The 24,862-nt window shown below is 67.2% G+C and carries 24 protein-coding genes; 17 read left to right on the plus strand and 7 right to left on the minus strand.

The window, feature by feature from the left end:
• Window positions 1-47: 47 nt before the first annotated feature.
• The 4 genes from gdhB to NMP98_RS09990 all read right to left on the minus strand — a co-directional run bounded on the left by gdhB (window position 48) and on the right by NMP98_RS09990 (window position 5,080).
• Window positions 48-1,349, minus strand: coding sequence for a glutamate dehydrogenase GdhB (gene gdhB, locus NMP98_RS09975; RefSeq protein ID WP_254857418.1), 1,302 nt, complete (start codon window positions 1,347-1,349; stop codon window positions 48-50).
• Between the two features lie 2 nt (window positions 1,350-1,351).
• On the minus strand, window positions 1,352-1,495 hold the full coding sequence (locus tag NMP98_RS09980) for a rubrerythrin-like domain-containing protein (RefSeq protein ID WP_254857419.1): 144 nt from the start codon (window positions 1,493-1,495) through the stop codon (window positions 1,352-1,354).
• Window positions 1,496-1,610: 115 nt separating this feature from the next.
• A complete protein-coding gene (locus NMP98_RS09985) occupies window positions 1,611-4,478 on the minus strand; it encodes a bacterio-opsin activator domain-containing protein (protein WP_254857420.1) in 2,868 nt (955 codons plus the stop codon).
• Between the two features lie 53 nt (window positions 4,479-4,531).
• The gene (locus NMP98_RS09990; protein ID WP_156709645.1) at window positions 4,532-5,080 is read right to left on the minus strand and encodes a GNAT family N-acetyltransferase; all 549 of its coding nucleotides are present in this window, start codon (window positions 5,078-5,080) and stop codon (window positions 4,532-4,534) included.
• A gap of 223 nt (window positions 5,081-5,303) precedes the next feature.
• On the opposite strand from NMP98_RS09990, the gene NMP98_RS09995 reads away from it, so the two are divergent.
• The 3 genes from NMP98_RS09995 to NMP98_RS10005 all read left to right on the plus strand — a co-directional run bounded on the left by NMP98_RS09995 (window position 5,304) and on the right by NMP98_RS10005 (window position 7,735).
• Window positions 5,304-5,675, plus strand: coding sequence for an SHOCT domain-containing protein (locus NMP98_RS09995; protein ID WP_254857421.1), 372 nt, complete (start codon window positions 5,304-5,306; stop codon window positions 5,673-5,675).
• A gap of 192 nt (window positions 5,676-5,867) precedes the next feature.
• Window positions 5,868-7,001 carry an aminotransferase class V-fold PLP-dependent enzyme gene (locus NMP98_RS10000; RefSeq protein WP_367997228.1) on the plus strand — a complete coding sequence of 378 codons (1,134 nt, stop codon included), beginning with the start codon at window positions 5,868-5,870 and terminating at the stop codon, window positions 6,999-7,001.
• A 101-nt stretch (window positions 7,002-7,102) separates the two neighbouring features.
• Window positions 7,103-7,735 carry a class I SAM-dependent methyltransferase gene (locus NMP98_RS10005; RefSeq protein ID WP_254857422.1) on the plus strand — a complete coding sequence of 211 codons (633 nt, stop codon included), beginning with the start codon at window positions 7,103-7,105 and terminating at the stop codon, window positions 7,733-7,735.
• A gap of 67 nt (window positions 7,736-7,802) precedes the next feature.
• On the opposite strand, the gene NMP98_RS10010 is transcribed toward NMP98_RS10005, so the two are convergent.
• Window positions 7,803-8,858 carry a sulfite exporter TauE/SafE family protein gene (locus NMP98_RS10010; RefSeq protein ID WP_254861310.1) on the minus strand — a complete coding sequence of 352 codons (1,056 nt, stop codon included), beginning with the start codon at window positions 8,856-8,858 and terminating at the stop codon, window positions 7,803-7,805.
• Window position 8,859: 1 nt separating this feature from the next.
• Complete coding sequence (locus NMP98_RS10015; protein ID WP_254857423.1) at window positions 8,860-9,021, minus strand: DUF7512 family protein; 162 nt, start codon at window positions 9,019-9,021, stop codon at window positions 8,860-8,862.
• 373 nt (window positions 9,022-9,394) lie between these two features.
• Here NMP98_RS10015 and NMP98_RS10020 point away from each other — a divergent pair, with 373 nt between their 5' ends.
• From NMP98_RS10020 to NMP98_RS10075, 12 genes are all read left to right on the plus strand, one after another.
• Window positions 9,395-9,757, plus strand: coding sequence for a DUF7310 family coiled-coil domain-containing protein (locus NMP98_RS10020; RefSeq protein ID WP_254857424.1), 363 nt, complete (start codon window positions 9,395-9,397; stop codon window positions 9,755-9,757).
• A gap of 8 nt (window positions 9,758-9,765) precedes the next feature.
• A complete protein-coding gene (locus NMP98_RS10025; RefSeq protein ID WP_438269631.1) occupies window positions 9,766-10,245 on the plus strand; it encodes a DUF7311 family protein in 480 nt (159 codons plus the stop codon).
• Window positions 10,202-11,989, plus strand: a complete 1,788-nt coding sequence (locus NMP98_RS10030) for an ATPase, T2SS/T4P/T4SS family (protein WP_254857426.1) — start codon at window positions 10,202-10,204, stop codon at window positions 11,987-11,989. Before NMP98_RS10025 ends, NMP98_RS10030 begins: the two co-directional genes overlap by 44 nt.
• Complete coding sequence (locus tag NMP98_RS10035) at window positions 11,980-13,662, plus strand: type II secretion system F family protein (protein WP_254857427.1); 1,683 nt, start codon at window positions 11,980-11,982, stop codon at window positions 13,660-13,662. The genes NMP98_RS10030 and NMP98_RS10035 overlap by 10 nt, the downstream gene beginning before the upstream one ends.
• Window positions 13,663-13,685: 23 nt before the next feature.
• Window positions 13,686-14,153 carry a DUF7283 family protein gene (locus NMP98_RS10040; RefSeq protein ID WP_254857428.1) on the plus strand — a complete coding sequence of 156 codons (468 nt, stop codon included), beginning with the start codon at window positions 13,686-13,688 and terminating at the stop codon, window positions 14,151-14,153.
• Window positions 14,134-14,532, plus strand: coding sequence for a DUF7285 family protein (locus tag NMP98_RS10045; RefSeq protein ID WP_254857429.1), 399 nt, complete (start codon window positions 14,134-14,136; stop codon window positions 14,530-14,532). Before NMP98_RS10040 ends, NMP98_RS10045 begins: the two co-directional genes overlap by 20 nt.
• On the plus strand, window positions 14,517-15,302 hold the full coding sequence (locus tag NMP98_RS10050) for a DUF7284 family protein (RefSeq protein WP_254857430.1): 786 nt from the start codon (window positions 14,517-14,519) through the stop codon (window positions 15,300-15,302). Before NMP98_RS10045 ends, NMP98_RS10050 begins: the two co-directional genes overlap by 16 nt.
• Window positions 15,299-18,196 (plus strand): DUF7286 family protein, encoded by a 2,898-nt coding sequence (locus NMP98_RS10055; RefSeq protein WP_254857431.1) that lies wholly within the window; start codon window positions 15,299-15,301, stop codon window positions 18,194-18,196. The genes NMP98_RS10050 and NMP98_RS10055 overlap by 4 nt, the downstream gene beginning before the upstream one ends.
• Before the next feature lie 97 nt (window positions 18,197-18,293).
• Window positions 18,294-19,736: a stage II sporulation protein M gene (locus NMP98_RS10060; protein ID WP_254857432.1), complete on the plus strand. Its 1,443-nt coding sequence runs from the start codon at window positions 18,294-18,296 to the stop codon at window positions 19,734-19,736.
• 43 nt (window positions 19,737-19,779) lie between these two features.
• On the plus strand, window positions 19,780-20,205 hold the full coding sequence (locus NMP98_RS10065; RefSeq protein ID WP_254857433.1) for a DUF5791 family protein: 426 nt from the start codon (window positions 19,780-19,782) through the stop codon (window positions 20,203-20,205).
• Entirely contained in the window at window positions 20,202-21,089 is an 888-nt protein-coding gene (locus tag NMP98_RS10070) for an SDR family oxidoreductase (RefSeq protein ID WP_254857434.1), read from the plus strand. Before NMP98_RS10065 ends, NMP98_RS10070 begins: the two co-directional genes overlap by 4 nt.
• A gap of 91 nt (window positions 21,090-21,180) precedes the next feature.
• A complete protein-coding gene (locus tag NMP98_RS10075; RefSeq protein ID WP_254857435.1) occupies window positions 21,181-22,326 on the plus strand; it encodes a DHH family phosphoesterase in 1,146 nt (381 codons plus the stop codon).
• Window positions 22,327-22,348: 22 nt separating this feature from the next.
• Here the strand turns inward: NMP98_RS10075 and NMP98_RS10080 are convergent, their stop codons facing one another.
• Window positions 22,349-22,573 carry a hypothetical protein gene (locus NMP98_RS10080; RefSeq protein WP_254857436.1) on the minus strand — a complete coding sequence of 75 codons (225 nt, stop codon included), beginning with the start codon at window positions 22,571-22,573 and terminating at the stop codon, window positions 22,349-22,351.
• A gap of 228 nt (window positions 22,574-22,801) precedes the next feature.
• Between NMP98_RS10080 and NMP98_RS10085 the strand changes: the two genes are divergently transcribed.
• Window positions 22,802-23,893: an aldo/keto reductase gene (locus NMP98_RS10085; RefSeq protein ID WP_254857437.1), complete on the plus strand. Its 1,092-nt coding sequence runs from the start codon at window positions 22,802-22,804 to the stop codon at window positions 23,891-23,893.
• A 48-nt stretch (window positions 23,894-23,941) separates the two neighbouring features.
• Window positions 23,942-24,826 (plus strand): hypothetical protein, encoded by an 885-nt coding sequence (locus tag NMP98_RS10090; RefSeq protein ID WP_254857438.1) that lies wholly within the window; start codon window positions 23,942-23,944, stop codon window positions 24,824-24,826.
• Window positions 24,827-24,862 lie beyond the last annotated feature (36 nt).

Consider the following 24,862-nt stretch of genomic DNA (forward strand, 5'->3'; position numbering starts at 1 on the left):
GACAATCTCTCGGTCGGTAAATGAAGGCTCTGGATGATTGCCCGCCGCTACGGCCAGAGGCCGCGCGCCTCGTGGGCGGCCGCGATACGCGTGAGGGCGACGATGTAGGTCGCCTCGCGCCAGGTCACGTCGCGGGACTCGAACGTTTCGCGGATGGTGTTCCAGGCTTCGACCATCTCCGTTTCGAGTTCCTCGTTGACGCGTTCGAGCGACCACGACCGGCGGTTGATGTCCTGGAGCCACTCGAAGTAGCTCACGGTGACGCCGCCGGCGTTCGCGATGATGTCCGGGATGACGGGAATGTCGCGTTCGGCGAAAATCGCATCGGCGGCGATGGTCGTCGGGCCGTTTGCGCCCTCGACGATGATGTCCGCCTGGATGTCGTCGGCGTTGGATTCGGTGAGGACGTTTCCGATAGCCGCCGGAATCAACACGTCCACGTCCAACTCCAGTAGTTCGTCGTTCGTGACCGTCTCGGGGGCGTCGTGTCGAAGCACGCCCTCGTGTTCCTCGTGGTGGGAGGGAATCGACCGCGTGTCCAGACCGTTCGTGTCGTAGACGCCGCCGTTAACATCGCTGACGGCGACGACGTTCGCCCCCCAGTCGTCGAGGAGTCGCGCGGCGTTGGCGCCGACGCTTCCGTACCCCTGGACGGCGACGGAGGTCTCCTTGATGTCCTTGTCGTAGTAGTCGATTACCTCTCGGGCGATGATGGCGACGCTCCGGCCGGGCGCCTCGTCGCGACCTTCGCTGCCGCCGACTATCGGCGGCTTGCCGGTCACCACGCCGGGAATCGTCTCGCCTTCCTGCATCGAATAGGCGTCCATCAGCCACGCCATCGTCTGGGGGTCCGTCCCCATGTCGGGGGCGGGAATGTCGAGCGTCGGGCCGATGGCCGGTCGCATCTCCTGGGCGAACCGGCGGGTGAGCCGTTCCTTCTCGTCGTCGCTCAGCGCTTTGGGGTCGACGGCGATGCCGCCCTTCGCACCGCCGAACGGGAGGTCCATGACGGCGCACTTCCAGGTCATCCACATCCCGAGACCGACACACTCGTCTCTGGTCACGTCGGGGTGATACCTGAGACCGCCCTTGTACGGGCCTCTGACGCTGTCGTGTTGGGCTCGATACCCCGTGAACACCTCCACGGAGCCGTCGTCCCGTTCGATGGGGACCGTAACCTCGTGGACCTTCTTGGGGTGTCTGAGCCGTTCGACGATGCTCGGGTCGATGTCGACGTACTCGGCGGCGTATTCGAGTTGCCGGCGAGCGGTCTCCAGTGCGCTTTCGGGTTCGGACGACTCCGCTATCGTCTCCTCGGCGTCGTCACTCGGGGTCGTACTAGAAGCCATTCTCACTCGATGGGTGTACCACGGTTCCGGAGATCCCCACCACACTCGGGGCAGGAACCGGGACTCTCGGCGGTGACCACGACGGTTCCACATTCGAAGCATTCGTACCGGCGTTCGGCGTTCGGGGTTTGGGTTTTGTCTCGCATGGTGTCGGGAGCACTGTCGCGCGAATCGATTGCGCTCTGGATGTGGGTAATAGGTGTATAAGGGAATATTCGGCGGTTGGCTATCGAACCTCGCTGGTCGGTGAGGGTTGGATGGTCAACCCCCTGCCGCCGACTGCGCCGCCGGGACGCCGATGTCGTCGAACAGCGATTCGAACAGCGTCCGTTGGACGGCCCGGATGTGGTTGTAGAACGCCGTCGAGGAGATGCCGAGCGTCGCCGCGACGTCTTCGCCGGTGCTCTCGCGGGGGGTATCGAAGAAGCCGCTGTAGTAGGCCGTCTGAACCACTTCGAGTTGCCGGTCGGTCAGGCGGTCGAAGACCCGCGAGTACAGGTCCCGGTCCGTCGAGCGGTCGAACGTCTGTTTCGACTGCAGTCGAACGTCGTCGAACAACTCGCGGACGAGTCCCGTGATGTGTCGCACGTCGATGCTCTCGGGGATGTCGACGACGAGCGTCGTCGTCGTCGGGTTCGCCGAGACGCTCCGCAACACCGCGCCGTGGTCGGCCAACTCGATTGCGAGGAACGGACTCGACAGGCCGAGTCTGAGGACGCCACCGGTGCTGTCGGCACTGATTCGGTGGACCGTCTCGATGGAGTGCAGTTCCCGTGCAGCCGCCTCGACGGCGTCGATAGAGGTGTCCTCGACGGTGACGAAGACGTAACTCCCCTCGGTGGTCTGTTGGATGCCACCTTGATAAGAGAGCGTACAGTCGGCCGCCGCGGCGAGTCTGGAGAGAACGAACCGCTGGTCGTCGATGGACAACTCGACTCGCGTCATCGAGGTGGTGAGCAAGGCGTTCTTCCGCTCGATTGCGCTTATCGCCGCCGCAATCGTCTCGCCGAGTTCGGCGATGACCGTCCGCAAGGTGTCCTCGAAGGCGTTCTGGGTCCGCGCGTACACCGTCAGGACGCCGTAAGTGAGTTCGTTGTACGAAAGCGGGATGCTCAACACCGAGAGGTAATCCCGCGACAGCGCGTCCTTTCGCCACTCCTCCTCCCGGAGTCGCGCGGCGACGTTCGACACCAATGTCACCTCCCGTGTGGCTGCCGCCCGTCCCACCGGTTCGGCCGTCGTCTCGTCGACGTGGAACGTACGACTGTCCAGATACCCCTGTTCGTCGCCCGCCCATGCCTGCGGTTCTATCGTGTCGGTTCGAGGGTCGACGGCGCCGACCCACGCGAAGGCAAAGCGGTCGTCGTCGGTGAGCAGTTCACACACCGTGTGGTCGATTTCCTCGCGCGTCTCGGCCTCGACGAGCGCTTGGTCGATTTCGCGAATCGTCTCGTTGATTCGGTTCAGCGCCGTCAGTTGGTCGTTGCGGTGTTGGAGTTCACGGTCCTGCTCGCGGAGTCGACTCTCACGGGTCACGCGGTCGAGTGCGGCCTCGGCCGTCGCCGCGAGCAAATCGGCGAGTTCGCGCGTCACGTCGTCGAAGGCGCCGACGGTTTCCGACCCCGCGACGAATACGCCGTGGTTGCCGAGCGGGATGAACGCCGCGCTCCGGAGGTCGGTCGCGCGGTTTTCGAGCCGGTCGGATTCGTGGACGTCGTCGAAAAACAGCGGTTCGTTCTCGACGAAACTGTAACTCGTCAGCCCGCCGTCGTTGGCGTGGACCGCTCGCAGCGGCCCGTTCAGCCGCTCCATCTCGGCGGAGTGGACCACCGGGTCGAGGTCGTTGTCGTCGGCGTCGAACAGGTAGACGGCGCTGGCGTCGACGTCGAGGACGCTCGCGGTGTCGTCGACGACGTGCTGGGCGATTTCCTGGTGGGTTTCGGCGTACAGGAAATCCCTCGCCGTCCCCTGAAGCGTCGCCAGCGCCTCCTCGCGTTGCTTCCGTTTCGTGATGTCCCGACAGCTGTAGAGGAGCGTTCCGTCCTGAATCGACACCTCCCTGACGTTGACCAACAGGGTGTGTTCCCGTCCGGCCTTGTCGGTGGCGGTACACTCGATGTTCTTCAACACGCCCTCCTCGGCGAGTTCCTCGCGGTCGAAGAGGTCCGGGCCGAGCAACTCCTCTATCGTCCCCAACTCCCGGATTTCCTCGACGGTGTAGCCGAAGATGAAGTGAACGTTCGGACAGACGTAGGTGTACTCGCCGGATTCGTCGGTTATCAACACCGTATCCGTCATGTTGTTCAGCGTCACCCGGTGGAGTTCCTCCGACTGCCGGAGGTCGCGTTCGAGGTCGACCCGTTCGGTGATGTCGACGGCTTCGACGAGGATGGAGACGATACGTCCGCGTTCGTCGCGAACGGGACGGGCCGAGAGGTCGACGACGCGCTCGGTTTCGTCCGCGGCACCGGTGACGACCGCGTTGCCGAAGGTGCCGTCCATCGCCGTCTCGACGATTCGGCGCACGTCGGCCCGCGTCTCCGCCGACGCCGGCCCCCACGGGAGCGTCCAGAACGGCTCGCCGATGGCGTCTTCGACGCCTGTTTCGACCATCTCGCGGGCGGTTTCGTTCATCCGACTGAGAGTGCCGTCCGGGTCGAGCACCCACGTGGCCGTCCGGCTGTCTTCGAAGATGGCGTCGAACTGCCTCGCACGGTCCCGTCGGGTCCTCGTTTCTCGGGCGGCGTCGACGCTCCGTTCGATGCGGTCGAGTACGTCGTCGACGTCGACGTGCTGTCCGTCGAGGGCGATGTAGTCGGTGGCGCCGGCGGCGATTGCGTCCGCGGCGACGGCTTCGCTCCCCGAAGCCGTGGCGAGTATCACCGGGAGCGTCCCGGTTTCGGCCCGAACCGAGCGGAGCAACTCCACGCCGGTCGACTCCGGCAGTACGTACTCGCTGAGGAGACACTCGACCGATTCGTTTCGAACGGTTTCGAGCGCCGCCGCGGCCGTGGCGGCCCGCTCGACGACCGCGTCGGTGTGGGCGGTCAACGCGTCGGCGACCGTCTCGACCCAGTCTGTCTCCCCGACGAGCAGGACTCGGGTCGAACGGAGCGTCGCAGTCGGCATTGCTCGCCGGTAGACGGCCCGGACGTTTCAACACACCGCCGCGGGTCCGGGGGTCACCGACCGAAATCGGCCAGCGTCAGCGCCATCGTGATGTCGTAGTTGGTCGTCTCGACGACCGAGAACCCCACGTCGTTGTAGAGGTTGACCGCACGGCGATTCTCCCGCTCGACGAGAAGCCAGACGTACTCGACGCCGTGTTCCCGCCCGTAACTCAGCGTGGCTTCCAGTAGCCGAGTGCCGATGCCCGCGCTGTGGTAGTCCTGATGGAGGAAGATGGCCAACTCACAGCGTCCGGGCTCTTCCTCGATGAGGACGGCCTGTCCGACGGCGCGGTCGTCGTGCCACGCCAGCACGCAGTAATCCGAGACCATCACGTCCAGCCACTCCTGCAGTCGCGTCTCGCGAACCGGCGGAATCCCGAGCGAGCGGTGTGCCGAATCGAAGTCGTGGTACATCGCAAGGAGGGCGTCGTACTCCGAGTCGACCGGGCCGTCACCGTAGGCCCGGACCTCGATGTCGCGGCCCTTCGCGTCCCGAAACGACAGCGGCGGCGGCTGGGTCCCCGCCTCGGTACCCAACTCCGGGAAATGACCCCCATACATCGATGCCCACCACTACGACGGGGGTTACAGTAAACGTGTGGACGGACCGTACTCCCCGAGCGGCGGTCGCAGATTCACTGGGCAGCGACCGAACCGAGATGGGTTGGTTTTGATACACGGTGTGTTTCTCCATATCGCTTTCTTATTCGAGACTAACACCACGATATTCGATGGTTTCTGAGCAGGAACTGTGTTGAATGCAGGGGACGTATACCAAAACGTTATGACAACCAACACCGACGACAGTCGACTCCTCGCGATACTGCTCGTCGTGGTCGGCGCACTCGTCGTACTCCCCGCCCTGTTCATGGGGTTCGGAATGATGGGGTACGGCTCGATGATGGGCGGGACGTGGGGTCACGGAATGTGGGGCGACGGAACGGTCTCCGGTTGGGTCGTTCTCGCGGGACTCCTCTTCCGACTCCTGTTCCTCGCGGCCATCGTCGCCGGGGGTTACTTCCTCTACCGGGCGATGACGGGGTCGGGCGGCGACGGTGACGCGGCGCTCGAGGAACTCCGACTCGCGTACGCACGCGGCGACCTCACCGAGGAAGAGTACGAAACGCGACGCGAGAATCTCCAACGGGACTCCTGACGGCCGTAGGTCGTCGCTGAGGCCTGCCGTCGTCGTCCCGGGTGCGTGGACGTGGACGCAAAATCAAAATTGCTTGTATTTCACAATACACACAAGACTTTAGCCGCGAGGCGGCCTATTCGAAACTATGACCGATTCAGCGACCGAGCGAATCGACCGCGAGTGCCGGGTCCACCGAGGAGGCGTCCTCGCGTGAGTTCCCGTCTGGACGGCCGGTTGACCCCGCTGGAACTCCGTGCGGACATCCCCGCGCTCGAATCGACCGCCTACTTCAACACCGGCGCCAGCGGGCCGAGTCCGCGCTACGTCGTCGAGGCCGCGGAATCCTACACCGAGCGCCACGAGTACGACGCCCACGCGTCCGGCGACCCCTACCCGCTGGCGTTCGACACCTACGACGAGGTCCGCGAGACGGTCGCCTCGTTTCTCGGCGCCCACCCCGACGAAATCGCGCTCACCGAGAGCACGACCGACGGCATCAACCGCTTCGCCGGCGCCCTCGATTGGACCCCCGGCGACGTGGTCGTCCGGACGGACTTGGAACACCCCGCCGGCGTTCTGCCGTGGGAGCGACGCGAACGCGACGGCGTGGAGGTCCGCGTCGTCGAGAGCGAGGGCGGACGCCTCGACCGAGCGGCGTTCGAGGCGGCCGTCGAGGACGCGAAACTGGTGTGTCTCAGCGCCGTCTCCTGGACACGGGGCACGAAACTGCCCGTCGCGGAGTTGACCGACATCGCCCACCGACACGACGCGCTCGTGTTGGTCGACGCCGTACAGGCACCCGGACAGATGCCCGTGGATGTCCGCGAGTGGGGCGCCGACGCCGTGGCGGCGGCCGGCCACAAGTGGCTGCTCGGCCTCTGGGGCGCCGGCTTCCTCTACGTCCGCTCGGACCTCGCGGAACGTCTGGAGCCGACCGCAATCGGCTACCGGAGCGTGACAGACTCGGGTGCCACGCCCTTCGAGTACGAAGCGGGCGCACGCCGGTTCGAAATCGGGACGACGAACCCCGCTGCTCACATCGCCTTACAGGAGGCTATCGGCGTCTTCGAGGACATCGGTCTCTCGACGGTGTCCTCGCGCATCGAACGGCTCACCGACCACCTGAAAGCGAACATCCCGGAGGACCGTCTGCTCGGGCCGCGGTCCTACGAGTCGGGACTCGTCCCCATCGCCGTCGACGACGCCGAGGCGACGGTCGAACGGCTCGCCGACCGGTCCATCGTCGTCCGGGCGCTGCCGGGCGAGGAGGCGATTCGCGTCTCCGTCCACGCGTTCAACACTGCCGACGAAATCGACCGGCTGGTCGAGACGTTGGACTTCTGAACACGCTTTTCGACTCGTCGCTTCCTCGTTCGCTATCCGGACGGTTCTTCTCTCGTGGGATTCTCCCGTACTGGTAAGAGGAGACGGGCCGAACTCCGACCATGCCCGTGACCGACCCGTTCGAGGAGCACACCGACCGGTACGACGAGTGGTTTCAGGAGTACGAACACGCCTACCGTTCCGAACTGGCGGCCCTAGAGCGACTCGTCGGCGACCCGGGTCGTGGAGTCGAAATCGGCGTCGGAACCGGCCGCTTTGCGGCGCCGCTCGGAATCGAGGTGGGCGTCGACCCCTCGACGGAGATGCTCGAACGCGCCGCCGAGCGCGGCATCGAGGTCGTCGGGGGTGTCGCGGAGGCGCTCCCGTTCCGTTCGGGACTGTTCGACACCGCACTCGTCGTGACGACGATTTGCTTCGTTGACGACATCGCCGAGACGCTACGGGAGGCACGCCGCGTGCTCGCTCCCGGCGGCCGACTCGTCGTCGGGTACGTCGACCGCGAGAGTCCGCTTGGCGAACGCTACGAGGCCAAGAAAGCGGACAACCCCTTCTATCGGGACGCGACGTTCGTCTCGACGGCGGAACTCCTCGAAGCGATGGAATCGGCCGGCTTCGACGAGTTCGAGTCCGCCCAGACGGTGTTCCGAATGCCAGAGGAGATGACCGAACCGGACCGCGTCGAGTCGGGTCGCGGCGAGGGGTCGTTCGTCGGTCTCGCGGCGACGGCTCGCTGAAGCGGTTCGGAGACGAGGTTGTAGTCGGTGAAAAACGCGAAAACAGCGTGAATACGAGCGGTCGGCGTCAGTCGGCCGCTGGCGTCTGCTGACTGCGGGTCGCCCGAAGCGACCGGAGGCTGGTGTAGACGACCGCGGCGGCGACGACGACGGCCGCGCCGAGGACCAACACCAGGCCGATAGTTTCGAGGATTTCGATGTCGAGGTAGGAGCCGACCTCGCCGACACCGACGGCGACGGCACCGGCGAGCAACATTCCGCCGAAGTAAATCTTGATGCCGTCGGCGTCGACGACGCTGGTGGCCGCCGACCCGATTCGAGCGCCGAGGGCGCTACCGAACAGCAGCGGGACGACGATACCGAGGTCGACGCCGCCGCCCTGTCCGTACAGGTAACTGCCGATACCGCCCGAGAAGACGATTTCGAAGAGGTCGGTCCCGACGGCGACGGGCACCGGCGCGCCGATGGCGTAAATCATCGCGGGCATCCGGATGAAGCCACCGCCGACGCCGAGGAAGCCCGACAGTAGACCGGTCGCGAAGGCGACGGCCATGATGACCCACAGGGAGACGGTGACGTCACCGCGCAGGTTCACCATCGGGGGAATCCGAACGGTCTGCTGAATCGTCTTTGCGATGTCGGGAATCTCGTACTCGCTGAGGTCCTTGTCGGCCTCGTCGTGGTGGCCGCCACCACTGCCGCCGTCGCTGTTCAGTGCGTCGCGGGTGACCATCAGTCCGACTCCGCCCAACAGGAGGACGTAGACGACGCTAATGATACCGCCGGCGAGTCCCATCTCCTCCAGATAGAACACGCTCGCGCGGCCGACCTCGATGCCGATAGTCGTCCCGGCAATCATGATACCGCCGAGCTTGTAGTCGACCTGTCCGAGGTCGTGGTGTTTCAGCGTCGCGATGACGGCCGTCCCGAAGACGAACGCCATCCCGCTCCCGACGGCGACGCGGGCCGGATAACCCATCATCAACAGCGCCGGCGTGACGAGGAACGACCCGCCCATGCCGAAGAAGCCGAACAGGATACCAACGACTAACCCGAAACCGACGAACAGCGCCAGCAGTTCGGGTGAGGCACCGAGCGTCCCGCCAAGGGTGTCGGAAATCAACTCAAGCACTGTTCTCACCCCCGACGAGGGCCTCCATCAGACGCGGGCCAATCAGTTTCTCGAGTCCACCGTACCCGACGTACAGGAGGAACGCCTCAAACAGCACGGCACCGATGAGTATCGCTGCCTGAGGGTCCCACGTCGGAACTTCTAATCCTGCCATCGTTCTCCTATCCGTTTCGTGGTAGTTCGCACCTGGTACATTTCTGCTCGGTTGAGCGTAATCTCTTGAGGGTAATAACGGTTTTGGGATGATAGTACAATACTATATTCGGGTAACTCCCCCGCAACCATCCATAACTTATGAGTGTGTTTTGGGGCTGATTCGCTTGCGCACACGTTCGCCGTATCCGACTGCGCTGAACGCTTCTACCGCGCGCGAGTGCGCCCGAACGAGCGCTCTATTTCCACTCGTGTCGACGACCGGCGTCCGCGCTCGGTGGTATTGGATATGGAAAACAACACAGCCGTCGCCGCTCGCTTGTCGATGCGTTTCGTCCGAACGTTCAAACCACAACACGCGGCAATCCGTCGGCATGGACCCGAACGACACCGACCACGACCGCGAATCCGTCGAGCGCCGACTCGCGGCGGTCGAGCGCGCTCTCGCCACGGACGAACCCTTCGAGTACGCAGACCGACTCGACGACCTCGAGGGCAGAGTCGTCGAACTCGAAGCGGCCGTCCAGGCGTTGCGTGGCTACGTCGGCTCCGTCCGAGCGGTCAACGACGACATCGAACAGCGTGCGGACCTCGCGTTGCGGAAAGCCACGGCGCTTGAGCGTCACGTCGGCGGCGATGCCGTCGGCGAGAACCCACCGGGCGGCTCCGAGAACTCCGGAAACACCGACGCCGACGCCCCGGATGGCCCGTTCGACCGGCTCCGGAACTGGCCGTGATTCGTGTCGTGTTGGCGGTAGCGGTGGCGACCGCACTCTTCGGCGTGAGCCTCCCCGTCGCCGAGCGGGTCGAACGCGACCGCAACGCCGAACTCGCAACGGACGAGTTGTCGTCGCTGGCCCACGAGGCGGAGTCTCTCGCCGCCGGCAACGCCGCTCTCGAAGCCGGTCGAACACCTGCCGGTACCACCGTCGTCGTCGACCCACCCGACCCGACGCTCACCGACGGCGGCCGACTCGTCGTCGAAAACGACCGTCTCCTGTGGGCACCACGGAGTGGCCGGAACCGGACGGTCGAAAGCGCGGTGCCGATTCGGGTCGAAACGCCGCTCGTCCTTACGGACCGGACGCGGCTCAGACTGTCGCTGGTTTCGGCCAGCCGGATGGTGGTCATCCGAGTTCGGCGGGCGAGGGTTCAAAAGCGAAGCCGAGACCAGACACCCCGTGTTCGAGGAACTCCTGTCGACCGACGCCGACTGTCGGTGTGAAGCGACCTTCGAGGGTGACCGACTCCTCCTCGATAGTTCGGCCTGCTCCGGCGAGGGGCGTCTCGCTTCGGCTCCGGCCTGCCGAGCCACGGCAATCGAGGCCCTCCGTGACCGAGATGTCGAGTCGGTTCGAACGCGGTCGGCCGGCTTCGAGCGGACCTACGAGGACGGTGCCGCGGGACTGTTGGTCGCCGCAGGCCGATTTAGCGACGCGGCGGCGTTTCACGACGACGCACTCGCCGAACGCACACGCAGTGACCCCCTCGGTGCCGCACGCGTCGCAACTGGCCGGGGCGACCCACTCGCCCGCCTCGCCGCCGAAACCGGTCTCGAAGCGTTCGTGGGTTGTGACTACGAGACGGCGCTCCGGCCACACATCGGGCCGGCGCTCGCGCGCTCGCGAATCGCGACGCGTCCGCCCGCCGAGGCGACCCTGCAGGACCGGTACGAACTCGACACCGGTGCCGTCGTCCGCCGCTACGAGACTGCTGGGTTGGCGACGTATCACCTCACTCCAGTCGAACACCGTCTCGATGCGGCGGCGACGGCGACGCTCGCGAAAGCCCACGAACGCCTCGCGAGCGGTGCGGTCTCCGGCGGCGAGCGAGCGCCGTCGCGGGCGGTCCGGTCGGTCGCCGAGGACGGCCAACCGGCCGAGACGCTCGCGTCGGTGTTGGAGAAGCACACCCGAGGACTCGGCGTTCTCGAGGACTGTTTCGCGGACGCGGCGGTCACCGACGTGTTCGCGACCGCGCCGGTCGCGGACAACCCGCTCCGCGTGCGTCGTGACGGCGAAACGCTGCAGACGAACGTCAGACTGACCGAGGACGGCGTCGAGTCACTCGCTTCCCGGTTTCGGCGCTCCAGCGGCCGCGCCTTTTCGCGTGCGAGCCCGACGCTCGCAGCGACCACCGACGCCGACGGCCGCAGGATTCGCGTCGCGGGCGTCACCCGGCCAGTCAGCGAGGGCGTCGGGTTCACCTTCCGTGCCCACGACGAATCCGCCTTCCGCCTCCCGGACCTCGTCGAGAACGGGACGCTCGCTCCGAGGACCGCGGCCTTTCTCTCGGTGGCCGTCGAACGCGGGGCTGCCGTCCTGTTGGCCGGCGCTCGCGGGGCCGGCAAGACGACCCTGCTCGGCGCGCTACTGTGGGAAATCCCCGAAAGCGTTCGTACCGTTGCCATCGAGGATACGCCCGAACTCCCCATCGAGGAGTTACAGTCGGGCGGACGCGACGTGCAGGCTCTCAGGGTGGAAACTGGTGATGGCACGTCCATCGACCCAACCCAAGCGCTCCGGACAGCGCTCCGATTGGGCGATGGCGCCCTCGTCGTCGGCGAGGTTCGTGGCGAGGAGGCGACGGTACTGTACGAGGCGATGCGCGTGGGCGCGGCCGACGGCGCCGTCCTCGGAACGATTCACGGCGGCGGTGGTGAGTCGGTCCGCGAGCGGGTCGTGACCGACCTCGGCGTCCCCGAGACGGCGTTCGCCGACACGGACCTCGTCGTCACGCTCGAAGCCTTCGACGACGGCGACGGCCGAACCCGCCGACTCCGTGACATCGAGGCGGTCCAACGCAGTCCTGCTGGCGTCACCTTCGAGTCGCTCACGGACGGAAGCGGTCGGTTCGCTCCTGGCGAGGCGTCGACGCTCTCCACGCTGGCCGGACCGACAGAAACGCCCGAAGACGTTCGAAACGACATCGAAGCACGTGCGGACGCCCTCTCCGGTCGATGTCTCTGATAGCCCGACTCGCCCGTCTGTCGCCGCGGACGGCGGCACCGAAGGCGTTCCTCGACATCGCGCCGCTGCTCGACGAGGACCCGCATCTGCTGGCCGCCGCCGCCGACGGTGCGGGCATCGTCGCCGGTTCAGTGGTCGCCGTCCTCGCCGTCGTTACGATGTCGCCGGCGCTGTTCGTCGTCGCAGTCGGTGTCGGCATCGGAACGACTGCCGGATGCCGGACGGCCGTTCGAATGATTGGGAGTGCCCGCCGAAGTCGCGCACTCGGCGCGGCACCGGCGCTCGTCAGCCGTGCCGTACTGCGTATTCGCGTCGCACCGACGGTCGAAGGCGCCGCCGCCTTCGCCGCCGAGACCGACGGCCGCCTCGGCGACCACCTCGAAGAGCACGTTCGACGAGCGCGCGGGACGCCGCACTCGGGGCTTGGAGCGTTCGCCGCGATGTGGCGTGATACGTTCCCGGCGCTTCATCGGGCAGTGACGCTCGTCGACGCCGCCGCCGATTCTCCCGAGGGTGAGCGCACGCGGGCCCTCGACCGGGCGATGGACGCCGCCCTTGACGGAACGCGGGAGCGGGCGGCCGACGCCGCCGACTCGCTCCGCGGCCCCGCGACGGCGCTGTACGCCTTCGGCGTCCTCCTGCCGCTCGCACTCGTCGGTGTACTCCCCGCCGCTGGTGCGGCCGGACTCGAAGCCACGATACCCGCCATAGTCGTGATTTACGACTTGCTGTTGCCACTCGGACTGTGCTGTGCCGGCGGCTGGCTGCTCGCCAACCGCCCGGTCGCCTTTCCGCCCGCCCGCGTCGGACCGGACCACCCGGACGTGCCGAACCGGCGCTGGCGACCGGTCGTCGCCGGCGGAGTCGTCGCCGTCTGCTCGGCACTCGCTGTGTCGGTCGTTCTCCCGACGTGGAGCGTCCCGTTCGCCGGCGTCGGCCTCGGCGTCGGCGTCGCTCTCGTCGTCGCGTACCGTCCCGTGGTCGCCGTCCGCGAACGCACCGACGAACTCGAAGCGGCACTCCCGGATGCGATGTACTTCGTCGGCCGCCGAGTGGTCGATGGCGTCTCCGTCGAGCGAGCGGTCGCCGACGCCGCGGACGAACTCGACGGCGTCGCCCGCGAGACGTTCGCGGCCGCCGCCCGACGCCAACGGCAACTCCGTGTCGGCGTCGAAGCCGCGTTCAACGGCGACCACGGCGCGTTGGGTTCGGTCCCGAGTGAGCGCACGGCGGGTGCAGCCGAGTTGCTCGGAATCGCAGCACGGGAGGGGCGACCGGCCGGTCGGGCGCTGGTCGAAACCGCCGACCACCTCACCGACCTCCGACGCGTCGAAGCGACTGCTCGCCGCGACCTCGCTCGGGTCACGTCGACGCTCGGCAACACGGCCGCGTTTTTCGGCCCGCTCGTCGGGGGGACGACCGTCGCTCTCGCCGACAGCGTCGGGACGGCTCCGACGCTCGACGGTTCGGTGCCCGAAACCGCGCCGCTTGCCGTCGCTGTCGGTGTCTACGTCCTCCTGCTCGCGGCCGTTCTCACAGCGCTGTCGACCGGTCTCGTTCGTGGCCTCGACCGGGCAACCATCGGCTATCGGGTCGGGGCCGCGCTGTGTGCAGCGACGGTGACGTACCTCGCGGCGTTCCGTGCCGCCGCGACCGTCACCGGAGGTTTATAACCGAGAACGCGGCCACCGCGCGTATGTTTGACGTTCCCCTCGATGCGTGGTACGTCTGGGTCGGCCTCGCCGTCGCCAGTGGCTCGGTGTTCGGTGTCGCCAGCGCGATTCCGGCCGCGGCGCCCCCCGAAGCGACCGAAGCAGCGGAGACGGTAGACAGCGTCGCGGCGAGCGACTACGCCGCCGTCGGCGACCACCCGGTTCCGAACGCCGACGCCGCCCGTATCGGCGCCCAATCGCTGTCGCTCCGCGGTTCGGGTGGGACGACACACGCCCGGTTCCGGTACGGACCCATAACGCCGGCCCGAGGGTCCGAGCGCCTTCACGACGTGTTGGAGGGAGCGCCTCCGGAATCGCACTTCGACTCGCCGACGGCCTTCAAGCGCGCCACAAACGCGGCCCGGAGCGACGCCCCGACGTGGCGAAACGTCGACCGAATCAGCGTTCGGCGAGTCTCCTGGGAGGGTGTCGATGTCGTTCTGGTCGGGTAGAGCACAGGTCGAACCGCTGGCGGCGCTGGCCGCGGTGTTGGCCGTCTGTATCGGTTTGACGCTGTACGCCGGTACCGTCGAGGCGGCGTTGGCGTCGCTGTCGCCGGACCGAGCGGTCGCGCCGACGGCTGCCGACCGACTCGTCACGACGGCGTCGTCGTTCGGTTCGGTGGTGGTTCCGCTCGGTCAAAACGCGTCGAACGCTCGGCCGGCCGGCTACGAGCTGAACGCGACCGTGGCCGCCGATGGGTCCGCATGGACTGCCGGCCCGACCCCGCCGGACGAAAGCGAGTGCGCCCGGAGACGAGTCAGCGTCCGTACCGACCCTGCGACCATCCATCCCGGTACTCTGGAGGTGTGCGTGTGGCCCGTGGCGTGAGCACCGTCCTCGACGTTTCGCTCTGTCTCCTGCTCGTCGGTGTCGCCGTCACGACGCTGTTCGTCGGCGTCCCAGTCGAGGACGAAGAGCCCGCTGTGCGCGCCGATTCGACCGCCCGGACCGTCGCGACGGCCACCGCGACGGTTCCGAGCGGCCTCGGCCATGCGACCCACGACACCCTCGCGGGTCATCTCGGGGCCGCCGCTGTACTCGACAGCAGCATCGATGGGGACTGGATGACAGACTCGAAGTATCCCGGTTCGGTTCGGGAAGCGGTCGCCTCCTCGACCAGCCGGCGGGTGTTCGTCACGGCGCGGTGGGAACCGTACCCCGGTGCCCCGCTTTCCGGCGGCGTCTCGGTCGGCGACCGGCCCCCTCGCGACGCGTCCGTCGCCGTCACGAGACTAACCACCGACAGCGGCGTTCGCCAGCCGACCGACGCTACGACGTTCGAAGACCTGTCTCGTGAACTCGCTTCGGCGTACGTTTCGTGGCTGTTTCCGCCCGAGCGGACGCGAGCACTGCTCGTCGATGCCCGAACCGCACCCGCGGTTTCGACCCGGTATCGTCGAGCAGGCGACGGCCTCGCTGTCGACGTTCGTCCGGCCGTAACCGACGCTCGGGTCCGGCGTGGGAACAATGTGCTTACAGAGGCTCTCGCGGCGCGATTACGCCGGGACCTCCGTGAGCGGTACGACTCGCCCGCGGCCGCTCGCGGAAACGTCACGACTGGATCCGTCGACATCACCGTCAGGCGGTGGGAACCGTGAACGACAGAGCACGAGTCCCGTTCGCGCTCGTTGGCGTCCTGCTCGTCGTCTCAAGCGTCACGCTGACGGCGACGGTCGGACACCACCGACCCGTCTCGACCCCCGCGGTCGACCGGGCGATGGAGGGCGCAACTGCTGAATCGGTGACCGAACTCCGCGCTGCCGCCGACGATGCGGCGACCGCCGCCGCGGCCGGACCGGTAACGCGACCGGCGAACACGACGGCCGGTCGGGCGTTGAACGACAGCCACCCGTTCCGGGATGGGCTTCGCTTGCGGTTGTATCTGCGTGCGGCGGCCCGCCTCGAAACCGTCTCGTTCCGCCGCGGCGACGTCGTGGCGACCGCGTCACTCCCGCCGGTGAACGCGACCACTGACGGCTACCGTGAGGCAATCGAGCGAGTTCGGCTCTCCTCAACGGGGACGGATAACGCTGCGATTCGCGTCGAAGTAGATGGCCTCACATTCACGGCGACCCGAAACGATGACCCGGTATCGACGGTGGAGCGGTCACCGTCGTTCGTCGTCGCCAATCCCGCGCTGTCGCTCCACGACCGGACCGAGCGCTTCGAGCGCCGGGCGAACGCCGCCGTCACCGAACCGGGACTCGGCCGCCGATTGACGGCACGGCTCTACCCTATCGCGTGGACTCGCGGGTACGCACAGTACGGCGGCGCGCCGATTTCGTCGGTTCTCGGCACACGACACGTGGAACTCGCGACCAACGACGCATTGCTCGCCGAACAGCAGGCCGCCTTCGGCACGACGGACCCCGGGGGCGAGCACGGTATCGCCGCGGCCGGCCGACGCGTCGCGACTACCGACCTGCTTTCCGCCGCCGGTGGCGAGAACGCGTGGACGGACGCGGTGTTGGAGGGCGCCGACGACCTCGGGCCGAACCCACCTGCGGAGCGACCAGTCGGCACGTGGCGTGGGTCGCCGCCCGCGAACCCGACGGTCGAAGTCGGCGTCAACGGCTCCGCGGACCACGCCTACGCCGACGTCGTCGGCATCGGCACGTCCGGAAACGTTTCGGGCCTCATCGAGCGTGCCCACACGGTGGAGGCGAGAGTCGCGACGGAAGTGGAGTCTCGGAGCGGTCGGCACGAACCAACCCCGCCCGGCAGCGGATGGCAGCGCGTCGCCACGTCGACGGACCACCGCGTCGCGCTCGAAGAAATCGGCGGCCGTCCGCCCCGCTCTGATGGGTGGTCGACGCGAAACGGCTCGGTGTTCGACGCCCAGGTAACGGCGACGACGACGCGAACGTGGCGGCGGGACAACGAGACGACCACGACACGAACTGTCTCCGAGTGGTCGACCCGCGTCGGTGTCGCGGTTCAAGCCCGTACCATGCCAATCGAGGGAGTCCCGACCGGCAACCTCGACGGCGTCTTGGAAGATGCGACCCGTCGGGCGAGTGCCGACGCACTGCAAGCGGCCGACGGCCTCCGCACCGCCGCCAGGGACGCCGCAGTCGGAGCGCCGCCTTCGGTGAAAACGGCGGCGACAGCGCCTGCGACGGTAGAGCGGTCGACGCTCGTCGAAGACCTCCGGCCGCTCCGTGAGCGCACCCGAAACGTCACCGTCTCGGTCCCAGCACGGGCGGTGGGCGCGGGGCGGGCGAACCCGCCGTCGAAGCTCCGGTCGGCACTCCGACAGCGACGGCCGAGCCTACGCGGTCCGAACGCGACGGACGCTCGGGGGCGAACCCGTCTCGCGGTCAGAGCCGCGTATCTCGAACGTCTCGACACCCATCTCGATTCGCGCGCCGACACCCACGACCGAACGAACGAGGGCATCACGGACGCCATCAGCCGCGGAATCGATCCCCGTAGACTCGACGGGGCGCTCGCGGCCCATCGGGAACGGAATCGGCCGGCCTCCGAGCGCCTCGTCGACCCGGCGGGGAACCTCTCGATATCGGTCGACGCGGCGCCGTCGTATCTTCCCACGAGCGAGGTGTCTCGGGACCGAATCGACGTACGCGGCGGCGGCTCGGTGTACCCGCTCAAGACCAGAAACGTCAACGTCTTCGCCTCACCGCACGACACGGTCGCGGAATCCGTCGTCGACCGAATCCCGTTTCTCGGGACCGACCGCGTCGCCCTCTCGACGGCTGCGGGAACGCTCGCCGCGATGGGCAACGACACGGCGCCGGCAGAGCGGCGAGCACTCGACGCCGAAGTCGAGGCGGCGTCGGCGTACGTCCGCGGCGAACTCGTCGCGGCTATGGTCAAGGAAGGCGTCCCCGAGGGCGAGGCGGAATCAGCGCTTCGAAGCGATGCCCCGACGGCGACCGAAGCCCTGCTGTTGGCAAACAGGTCGGCAATCGACCGAGCAGTCAAGGCGGTCGACACCGCAAATCGTGACCGACTCCGTGTTCGACTGAACCGCCGGCTTGCGGTGGCCCTCCGCGACGAACGGGCCCGACCGAGGCGAGCGCCCGCGAGCGAGGCAGGGGAGGCGGCTCGCAAGGCCTACCGGAAGGCGCTCACCGATGTCGTCGCGAACGGCACCCAAGGCGCAACCGAGCAGGCCCGAAAACGCGCGCTCGGCAAGCGTCTCGGCGCGCTCCCGGCGGGTCTTCCCATCGCCCCCGTCCCCGGCTACTGGTACGCCACCGGGAACGTCTGGACCGTCTCCGTCGGCGGAACCTACGAGCGCTTTACCGTCCGGGCGAACCGCGGTGATGCGAGGGCACCGGTCACGTACCTCCGCGACGGCCGGACGGTGCGGCTTCGTCACGACGGCGAGTCCCGCCGCCTCGGAACCGCCGAACGAATATCGTTCAGAACCGAGACGGTCGTGGTGGTCGTCGTGCCACCGGGGAAACGCGGCGTCGGGGACACCGACGGCGTGGTCGACGAGCGGTCACCGGGGTGGCCGCCGTGACGGCCGAGATTTATCCGCTGGGCGGTCGAACGGCGAGTATGAAGCCCTCCACGGCGATTCGGGCGGCGACGTCGCGCTGCAGCGCCCGTCGGAGCTGTTGCCCGCGTACTTCCTCGCCCCGGCGATACCGGTCGTCGTTCGGGTGTTTCCAGTGGTCGGACTCGCGGTGACGTACCTGTATCTCTCGACGGCGGGGCGTCTCGCAGACCTCCGTGCCGCACTATCGAACACCGACCTCGGCCCACCGCCACAGAACGGCGACCCGGCCGCAGTCGAGGCGTGGATGGCCGACGTTCAGTCGATTCTCGAAATCGCGATGACGCCGACGACGCTCGCCATCCTCGGCGTCTCGCTACTCCTCGCGGTGGTCGCCGCGGTCGTCCTCAGCGTCGTCGCCACCGCGGCACAGCTGTCGGCCAGTTACGCCCGACTCCGAGACGAGCGGGGGTCGGTCGCGGCGATTCGTGGTGCCAAGCGACACTGGCTGTCGGTATTCGGTGTTCGACTCATCGAGGCAGTTCTCTGGGTCGTAATCGTTGGCACCGTCGCGGGCGCCCTCGCGGCGGCGGTTTCGGTGTCGACACTGCTCGGCGGATTGCTCGCGTTGGTCGTCGCTCCAGTGGCGCTGTTGGCGCTCGTCGCCGTCCGAGCCGTCTTCGCGTTCGCGCCGGTCGCGGTCGTCGTCGACGACATCGGTCCCCTCGATGCGATTCGCGGCGGATGGGGGTTCGTCCGCTCGAATCCGATCTCGGCGCTTGTGTACTACGGCGTCTCGGTCGCTTCGTTGTTCGTCCTCGGTTCGCTCGCCGGGGCACTTGCGTTTCTCGGCGGTGCGCCGCTGGTCGGCGTCGTCGGGTTCACGGTCGTCTCACCGTTTCTGGACGTGACGAAAACCGCGCTGTACGGCGACGCTCGCGGGTCGGTAGCGCCGCCGGACCCGCCGACGGCGGCGCTCGGTGACCGGCTCCGGGCGGGGCTTCGACGGGGCTGGCGAGAGACGATGACGTTCGTCCGCTCGGCGCCGCTGTTGCACGTCGCTTCGGCGGGGTTCGCACTCGTCGGTGGTGCCGTCGGATGGACGCTCGCGGCGCCGCTGGCGGCGTCGGTTCCGTCGTCCATCTCCGCCCGACTCGCCGGACACAATCCGGTCGCTGCGACCGTCGAGTTCGGCGCGAACAACTGGACCGTCGCGGTGAGCACCGGCTTTGCGGGGCTTGCCCTGGCGGTTCCGGCCGCGGTGTCGATGTTCTTCAACGGGGCCATCATCGGTGCGCTCGCCCGAACCGAGGAGGCGCCGCTGGAACTGCTTGCGTTCGTCGTCCCCCACGGCGTCATCGAACTCCCGGCGCTCGTCATCACCGGAGCGCTTGGGTTGCATCTCGGCGCCGTCGGCTGGCGCACTCGGTTCGGTACGCAGTCGCCGCTGGCCGACGAACTCGAACGGGCGTTTTGGGTCTGTGTCGGCGTGGGCATCCTGCTCGCGGTCGCCGGCCTCATCGAGGGGTTCGTCAGCCCCTACTACTACCGCCCCTTCCTGTAGGGAATCCCGAACGCTACTTCAGAGAGGAGGCCGAAGTCGGGCCATGTTCCACGAGGTCGTCGACGCCCCCGGCGAGTACACGCCGGAGGAGCTGTACGAACTGTACGTCGCGGAGTTGGTTGCGGCCATCGAATCTCACGGTGTCGAGGAAATCGCCGAACGTGCTGGCGTCGAGATGGGGACGCTCAGGGCGCTTTTGGACGGCGAGGAACCGGAACTGACGCTCGAAGAGGGGGCGTCGATTCTCGCGGTGCTTGCGGACACGCCGGATGCCGAAACCATCGCGACGCTGTCGCGCGATGCGCTGTTGATGGGGATGACAACGGCCGTTCTCGACGTCGAGGCGGTCGAATCCGGCGTCGGCGGACAGCTGGAAGCACGCGAGATTCAGTCGAAAGTCGAGGGGCGGTTCCCGATGACGCTCCGGGAGTTCGCGCTGCTACATCAGTTCATCGAGAGCAAGAAATGAGGGTCGCGATTCTCGGCTGTGGCTACGTCGGGCTCGAACTCGCCCGACAGCTCGTCGACGACCACGCCGTCGTCGGCGTTCGGCGCTCCGAGGCGGGTATCGAGGCGGTCGAAGCGACCGGTGCCGAAGCAGTCCAAGCCGACGTGACCGACGCTGACGCCCTCGGGGCGGTGCCGGATGTCGACGCTATGGTCTTCGCGGCGTCGTCGGGCGGCCGAGGCGCCGGCGCCGCCCGCGAGGTGTACGTCGAGGGCCTTCGGGCGGCCATCGAGACGTTCGGCGAACGCGAAAACGCCCCCGACCGCCTCGTCTACACCTCCAGTACGGGCGTCTACGGCGACCACGAGGGCGGGTGGGTCGACGAATCGACGCCGCTGGAGCCGACCACGGAGAAGACGGCCGTCCTCGTCGAGGCCGAACGCATCGCCCGCGAACTCGCCCCCGAATACGGCATCGATGGTGGAGTCGCTCGGTTCGCCGGACTGTACGGGCCGGACCGCTATCGACTCGAACGGTACCTCGAGGGCCCCGTCACGGAGGGGTATCTGAACATGGTTCACCGTGACGACGCCGCGGGAATCGTCCGGTTCATGCTGGAATCGACCGACGAAGAACTGCTCGTCGCGGTCGACGACGAACCCGTAGACAAGTGGACCTTCGCCGACTGGCTGGCCGACGAGTGCGGCGTCGAGCGCCCACCCAAGCGGACGAAAGCCGAACGGCTGGACGACGATTCGCTGTCGGAGCCGGCGCGGCGCCGCATCCTGACGAGCAAGCGCTGTTCGAACGACCGGGTGCGGGAACTCGGCTACGAGTTTCGGTATCCGACCTACCGCGAGGGGTACCGCGACGCAATCGAGGCCTACCGCGAGCGACGCAAGTAAGTGGAGCCCTCGGGACGTATCGGTGGTCGGATTTCCCCTCGATGACAGTTCCGGCCGAAGCTACTTACCCCGAGACGGGGTACACGGGGGTATGGAGCGTCAGGCCGTCGGGGAGGCGGCGGCGGTTAGCCAGCGGGCACTCGACGCCCTCGTCCAGCAACCCGAACTGGTCGTCATCGTCGTGTTTCTCGTCGCCGCTGCGTTCCTCGTCGGCCGGGTGTTCAGCCGCTACGTCAGACGGACTCCGGGCGACCGACTCGCGGCCGCCCTCGCCGACCGCGACCGGGTTGTCGTGTTGATGCATCCGAATCCCGACCCCGACGCGATGGCGTCGGCGATGGGCGTCGCCGCCATCGCCGAAACCGTCGACACGTCTGCGGTTATCCAACACCCAGGGCGGATACGACATTCGGAGAATCGCGCCTTCGAGACGGTACTGGAGTGTGATTTCGAACGCATAGAGCGGATGGCGGAACTGGAAACCGAAGCCGTCGTGTTGGTCGACCACAACGAGCCGCGCGGCTTCGAGGGCGCCGAGTACGTCCATCCCTACGCCGTCGTCGACCACCACCCCGGAAACGGTGAGGGGTTGATGTTCACGGACATCAGGCCCGAACGTGGGTCGTGTGCGAGCATCGTCGCCGAGTACCTCCAGGACCGCGGGTGGTCCGTCCACCACGACGACGACGGGAAGACGGTGACCCCGAGACTCGCGACCGGTCTCCTGTACGGCATCCAGTCCGATACGACGGCGTTCACCAGAGGGTGTACCCCCGCGGAGTTCGACGCTGCAGCGTACCTGTTCCCGGCAGCGGACGCCGATTCGCTCGACCGAATCGCCAACCCACAAGTCGACAGCGAGACGCTCGAAGTGAAGGCACGGGCAATCAACCACCGCCGAATCGACGGTTCGTTTCTGGTCAGTCGGGTCGGCGAACTGTCGAACCTCGACGCGCTGGCGACCGCGGCCGAGGAACTGGTGCGTCTCGAAGGCGTCTCCGCGGCCGTCGTCCTCGGGGAACACGAGGAGACGCTCCACTTCTCGGGGCGCTCCCGAGACGACCGCGTCCACATGGGGAAAGCCTTAGAGACGGCGTTGGACCCGATTTCGGAGGCCAGCGCTGGCGGGCACGCCCGGATGGGCGGGGGACAGGCGTCGCTGCCGGCGGCGACCGACGGCGGGACCCCTGAGGACATCGAAACACGACTGTTCGACGCGATGAACGGGACGATTTGACGGCTGGGTGGTCTCGAAGCCGTCAGCGCTCGTCGCTGGAGCGTTTATCGTGGAGCCTATCGAGACCGAACGTCGTCGCAAAGAGGACTACCCCGAGGTAGAAAAGCGACGGGGGGTCGGCGACGCGAGCGACGAGCGTGTTTCCGATGCCGATTGCGGTCCCGAGATAGCCGATTATCGAGGCGGTCCACCCGAGACCGGTGATTCCGGCCAGTTGGTCGAGGCCGTCCCTGTCCGACGCTACCATCGCTCCGGGAAGGTTTCGAGGTTCGTTTGTGCGGTAAGAAGCTTCATTCGTGTGGTAAGCAATGCTTACCCGGTGGGAGTCATGAAGCTATTTTCCGCATGGTTGTGGGGTCCTTTCGAAGTGGTTGCCGATGGCTGTGGGTGGCCGTCGCTTCCCTCGCGTCTCCCGACACCGTTGGTGGATGGCCACCGACGCGGCGTTTTTGTCCCCCTCCCTCCTAACGGGGGTATGGCGACGAAATCGGCGACGTGGGCGTATCGCGACCGCTTCCACGAGTCGTTCGCACGAACGTACTTCCGGCGGTTCGCGGACTGTCTCGTCTCCTCGGTCGGCGTCGGGACGTATCTCGGGGAGTCGACCGACGCCGCCGACGAGCGGTACCACGATGCCATCGTCGAGTCGCTGGAAAGCGGCGTCAACGTCGTCGACACAGCCATCAACTACCGGAATCAGCGCTCCGAACGCGTCGTCGGCGAGGCCATCCGCGATGCCGCCGTCGACCGCGAGGCGGTCATGGTGTCGACGAAAGGCGGCTTCGTCCCTTTCGACGGCGAGCGGCCGAACGACGCCTCGGCGTACATCGAATCGGAGTTCCTCGACACCGGCGTCCTCGACCGCGAGGACCTCGTGATGGGCAACTCCCTCGCGCCCGACTTCCTCAACTGGAGCCTCGACCGCTCGCTTTCGAACCTCGACCTCGAAACGATAGACCTCTACTACATCCACAACCCCGAGGCCCAACTGGCACAGTTCGACCGCGAGACGGTGTACGAAAACCTCGAAGACGCCTTCACCCGACTCGAAAAGCGGGCGGCGGCGGGCGACATCCGCCACTACGGCGTCGCGACGTGGGAGGCGTTTCGGGTCCAACCGGACCACGAGAAGTACCTCTCGCTGCCGGAAGTTGTCTCTCGTGCCCGAACTGCTTCCGACCGCGCCGGAACCGGCGGGACGCACTTCCGGGCGATTCAACTCCCGTTCAACGTCCACATGGCCGACGCGTTCTCGCTGTCGGCCCACGAGGGTGCCGACGGCACCCGGAGTGCGCTGTGGTTCGCCAACGACGCCGGCATCGACGTGTTCACCTCGGCATCGATTCTGCAGGGCGACCTCGCCGCCGAGGGTGAAATCCCCGACGCCGTCGACGCGAAACTCTCGGGGGAGACGCCGGCCCAACGGGCCATCAACTTCGCCCGCAGCGCCCCCGGCGTCACCTCGGCGCTGGTCGGGACCGGCTCGCCAGACCACGCCGCCGAAAACGTCGCCGCGGGGACGTTCGCGCCGATGGGTGCCGACGCCTTCGATTCGATTTTCCGATAGCGCCGTCGTACACAAGACCTATTCCGGAGGAGCCGTCGATTTCGTCCGATGCGCCGCCGAACCCTGCTTGCGACCGCCTCCGCCCTCCTTGCCGGCCCGTTGGCCGGCTGTGCCCACCCCAACGCCGTCCTCGTGATGGACGAGGTCGGCGACGACGAACTCGCCGAGCGGGCGAGTCGCGACGTTTCCAACGACCCCGAGGGCAGCCGAATCGTCTCCGAAACCGTCGACAGCGGCAACGCGACCGCCTCGGGCCGGTCGCCGCCGCTGGAAACCGACCGACCAATCGCCCACGAGGGCGCGTACTACACCCTCTCGTTCACGGAATCCTACCGTGGCGAACTCACCCAATACGACATCGCCATCGACTACAATCCCGGGACCGACACGCCCGGTGGGTCGGCTATCGACTACGAGGACCTCCCCGAAGTCGACCGCGAGGCGCTGGACTCGCTGTTACCGCCGCCGGAGGACCCTCCGACCACCGACGGCTACGACATCGGCGTGGGCCAGGAGTACGACGACGAGGCCGCCGAGGCGTCGGTGCTCGTCCCCGAACAGGAGTACGACGCGGTCGTCTACGAGGGGACACGATACCCGATTCAGGTCGACGACGGCCGGGAAGTCACCGTTTACGACTACCGCTACGAGGCCGAGCGAGTGGCCGCCGACGCCGCCGAGTTTGCCGAACAGATTCGCTCCGAGTACCGTTTTACGCTTTCGGGACTCTCCGAGGCCGAACGCGACATCGTCACCGAGGCCATCGACGAGGGCTACTACGAGGGGTCGGCCAACGACGCCTTCCGCTCCGTGGCCGAGCGGTTCCGTTCTCATGAGGCCGTCCGTCCCGAGACTGGCGGCGGCTACTGGCTCGCCCGCTACGAGGGCACCGACTACTGGTCGGACCTCCGATACCCGTCGACGAGCGGGTGAGTCGGCTTCGATTCGTTCAAACCGCGCCGTCTCGAA

Source organism: Natronomonas gomsonensis, assembly GCF_024300825.1.
Taxonomy (GTDB): Archaea; Halobacteriota; Halobacteria; order Halobacteriales; family Haloarculaceae; genus Natronomonas; species Natronomonas gomsonensis.

Bases quoted from the DNA above. Each gene is read 5' to 3' on its own strand.
- gdhB (WP_254857418.1), bottom strand. From the start codon at position 1,349: ATGGCTTCTAGTACGACCCCGAGTGACGACGCCGAGGAGACGATAGCG.
- NMP98_RS09980 (WP_254857419.1), bottom strand. From the start codon at position 1,495: ATGCGAGACAAAACCCAAACCCCGAACGCCGAACGCCGGTACGAATGC.
- NMP98_RS09985 (WP_254857420.1), bottom strand. From the start codon at position 4,478: ATGCCGACTGCGACGCTCCGTTCGACCCGAGTCCTGCTCGTCGGGGAG.
- NMP98_RS09990 (WP_156709645.1), bottom strand. From the start codon at position 5,080: ATGTATGGGGGTCATTTCCCGGAGTTGGGTACCGAGGCGGGGACCCAG.
- NMP98_RS09995 (WP_254857421.1), top strand. From the start codon at position 5,304: ATGACAACCAACACCGACGACAGTCGACTCCTCGCGATACTGCTCGTC.
- NMP98_RS10005 (WP_254857422.1), top strand. From the start codon at position 7,103: ATGCCCGTGACCGACCCGTTCGAGGAGCACACCGACCGGTACGACGAG.
- NMP98_RS10015 (WP_254857423.1), bottom strand. From the start codon at position 9,021: ATGGCAGGATTAGAAGTTCCGACGTGGGACCCTCAGGCAGCGATACTC.
- NMP98_RS10020 (WP_254857424.1), top strand. From the start codon at position 9,395: ATGGACCCGAACGACACCGACCACGACCGCGAATCCGTCGAGCGCCGA.
- NMP98_RS10035 (WP_254857427.1), top strand. From the start codon at position 11,980: ATGTCTCTGATAGCCCGACTCGCCCGTCTGTCGCCGCGGACGGCGGCA.
- NMP98_RS10040 (WP_254857428.1), top strand. From the start codon at position 13,686: ATGTTTGACGTTCCCCTCGATGCGTGGTACGTCTGGGTCGGCCTCGCC.
- NMP98_RS10045 (WP_254857429.1), top strand. From the start codon at position 14,134: ATGTCGTTCTGGTCGGGTAGAGCACAGGTCGAACCGCTGGCGGCGCTG.
- NMP98_RS10065 (WP_254857433.1), top strand. From the start codon at position 19,780: ATGTTCCACGAGGTCGTCGACGCCCCCGGCGAGTACACGCCGGAGGAG.
- NMP98_RS10070 (WP_254857434.1), top strand. From the start codon at position 20,202: ATGAGGGTCGCGATTCTCGGCTGTGGCTACGTCGGGCTCGAACTCGCC.
- NMP98_RS10075 (WP_254857435.1), top strand. From the start codon at position 21,181: ATGGAGCGTCAGGCCGTCGGGGAGGCGGCGGCGGTTAGCCAGCGGGCA.
- NMP98_RS10080 (WP_254857436.1), bottom strand. From the start codon at position 22,573: ATGGTAGCGTCGGACAGGGACGGCCTCGACCAACTGGCCGGAATCACC.
- NMP98_RS10085 (WP_254857437.1), top strand. From the start codon at position 22,802: ATGGCGACGAAATCGGCGACGTGGGCGTATCGCGACCGCTTCCACGAG.
- NMP98_RS10090 (WP_254857438.1), top strand. From the start codon at position 23,942: ATGCGCCGCCGAACCCTGCTTGCGACCGCCTCCGCCCTCCTTGCCGGC.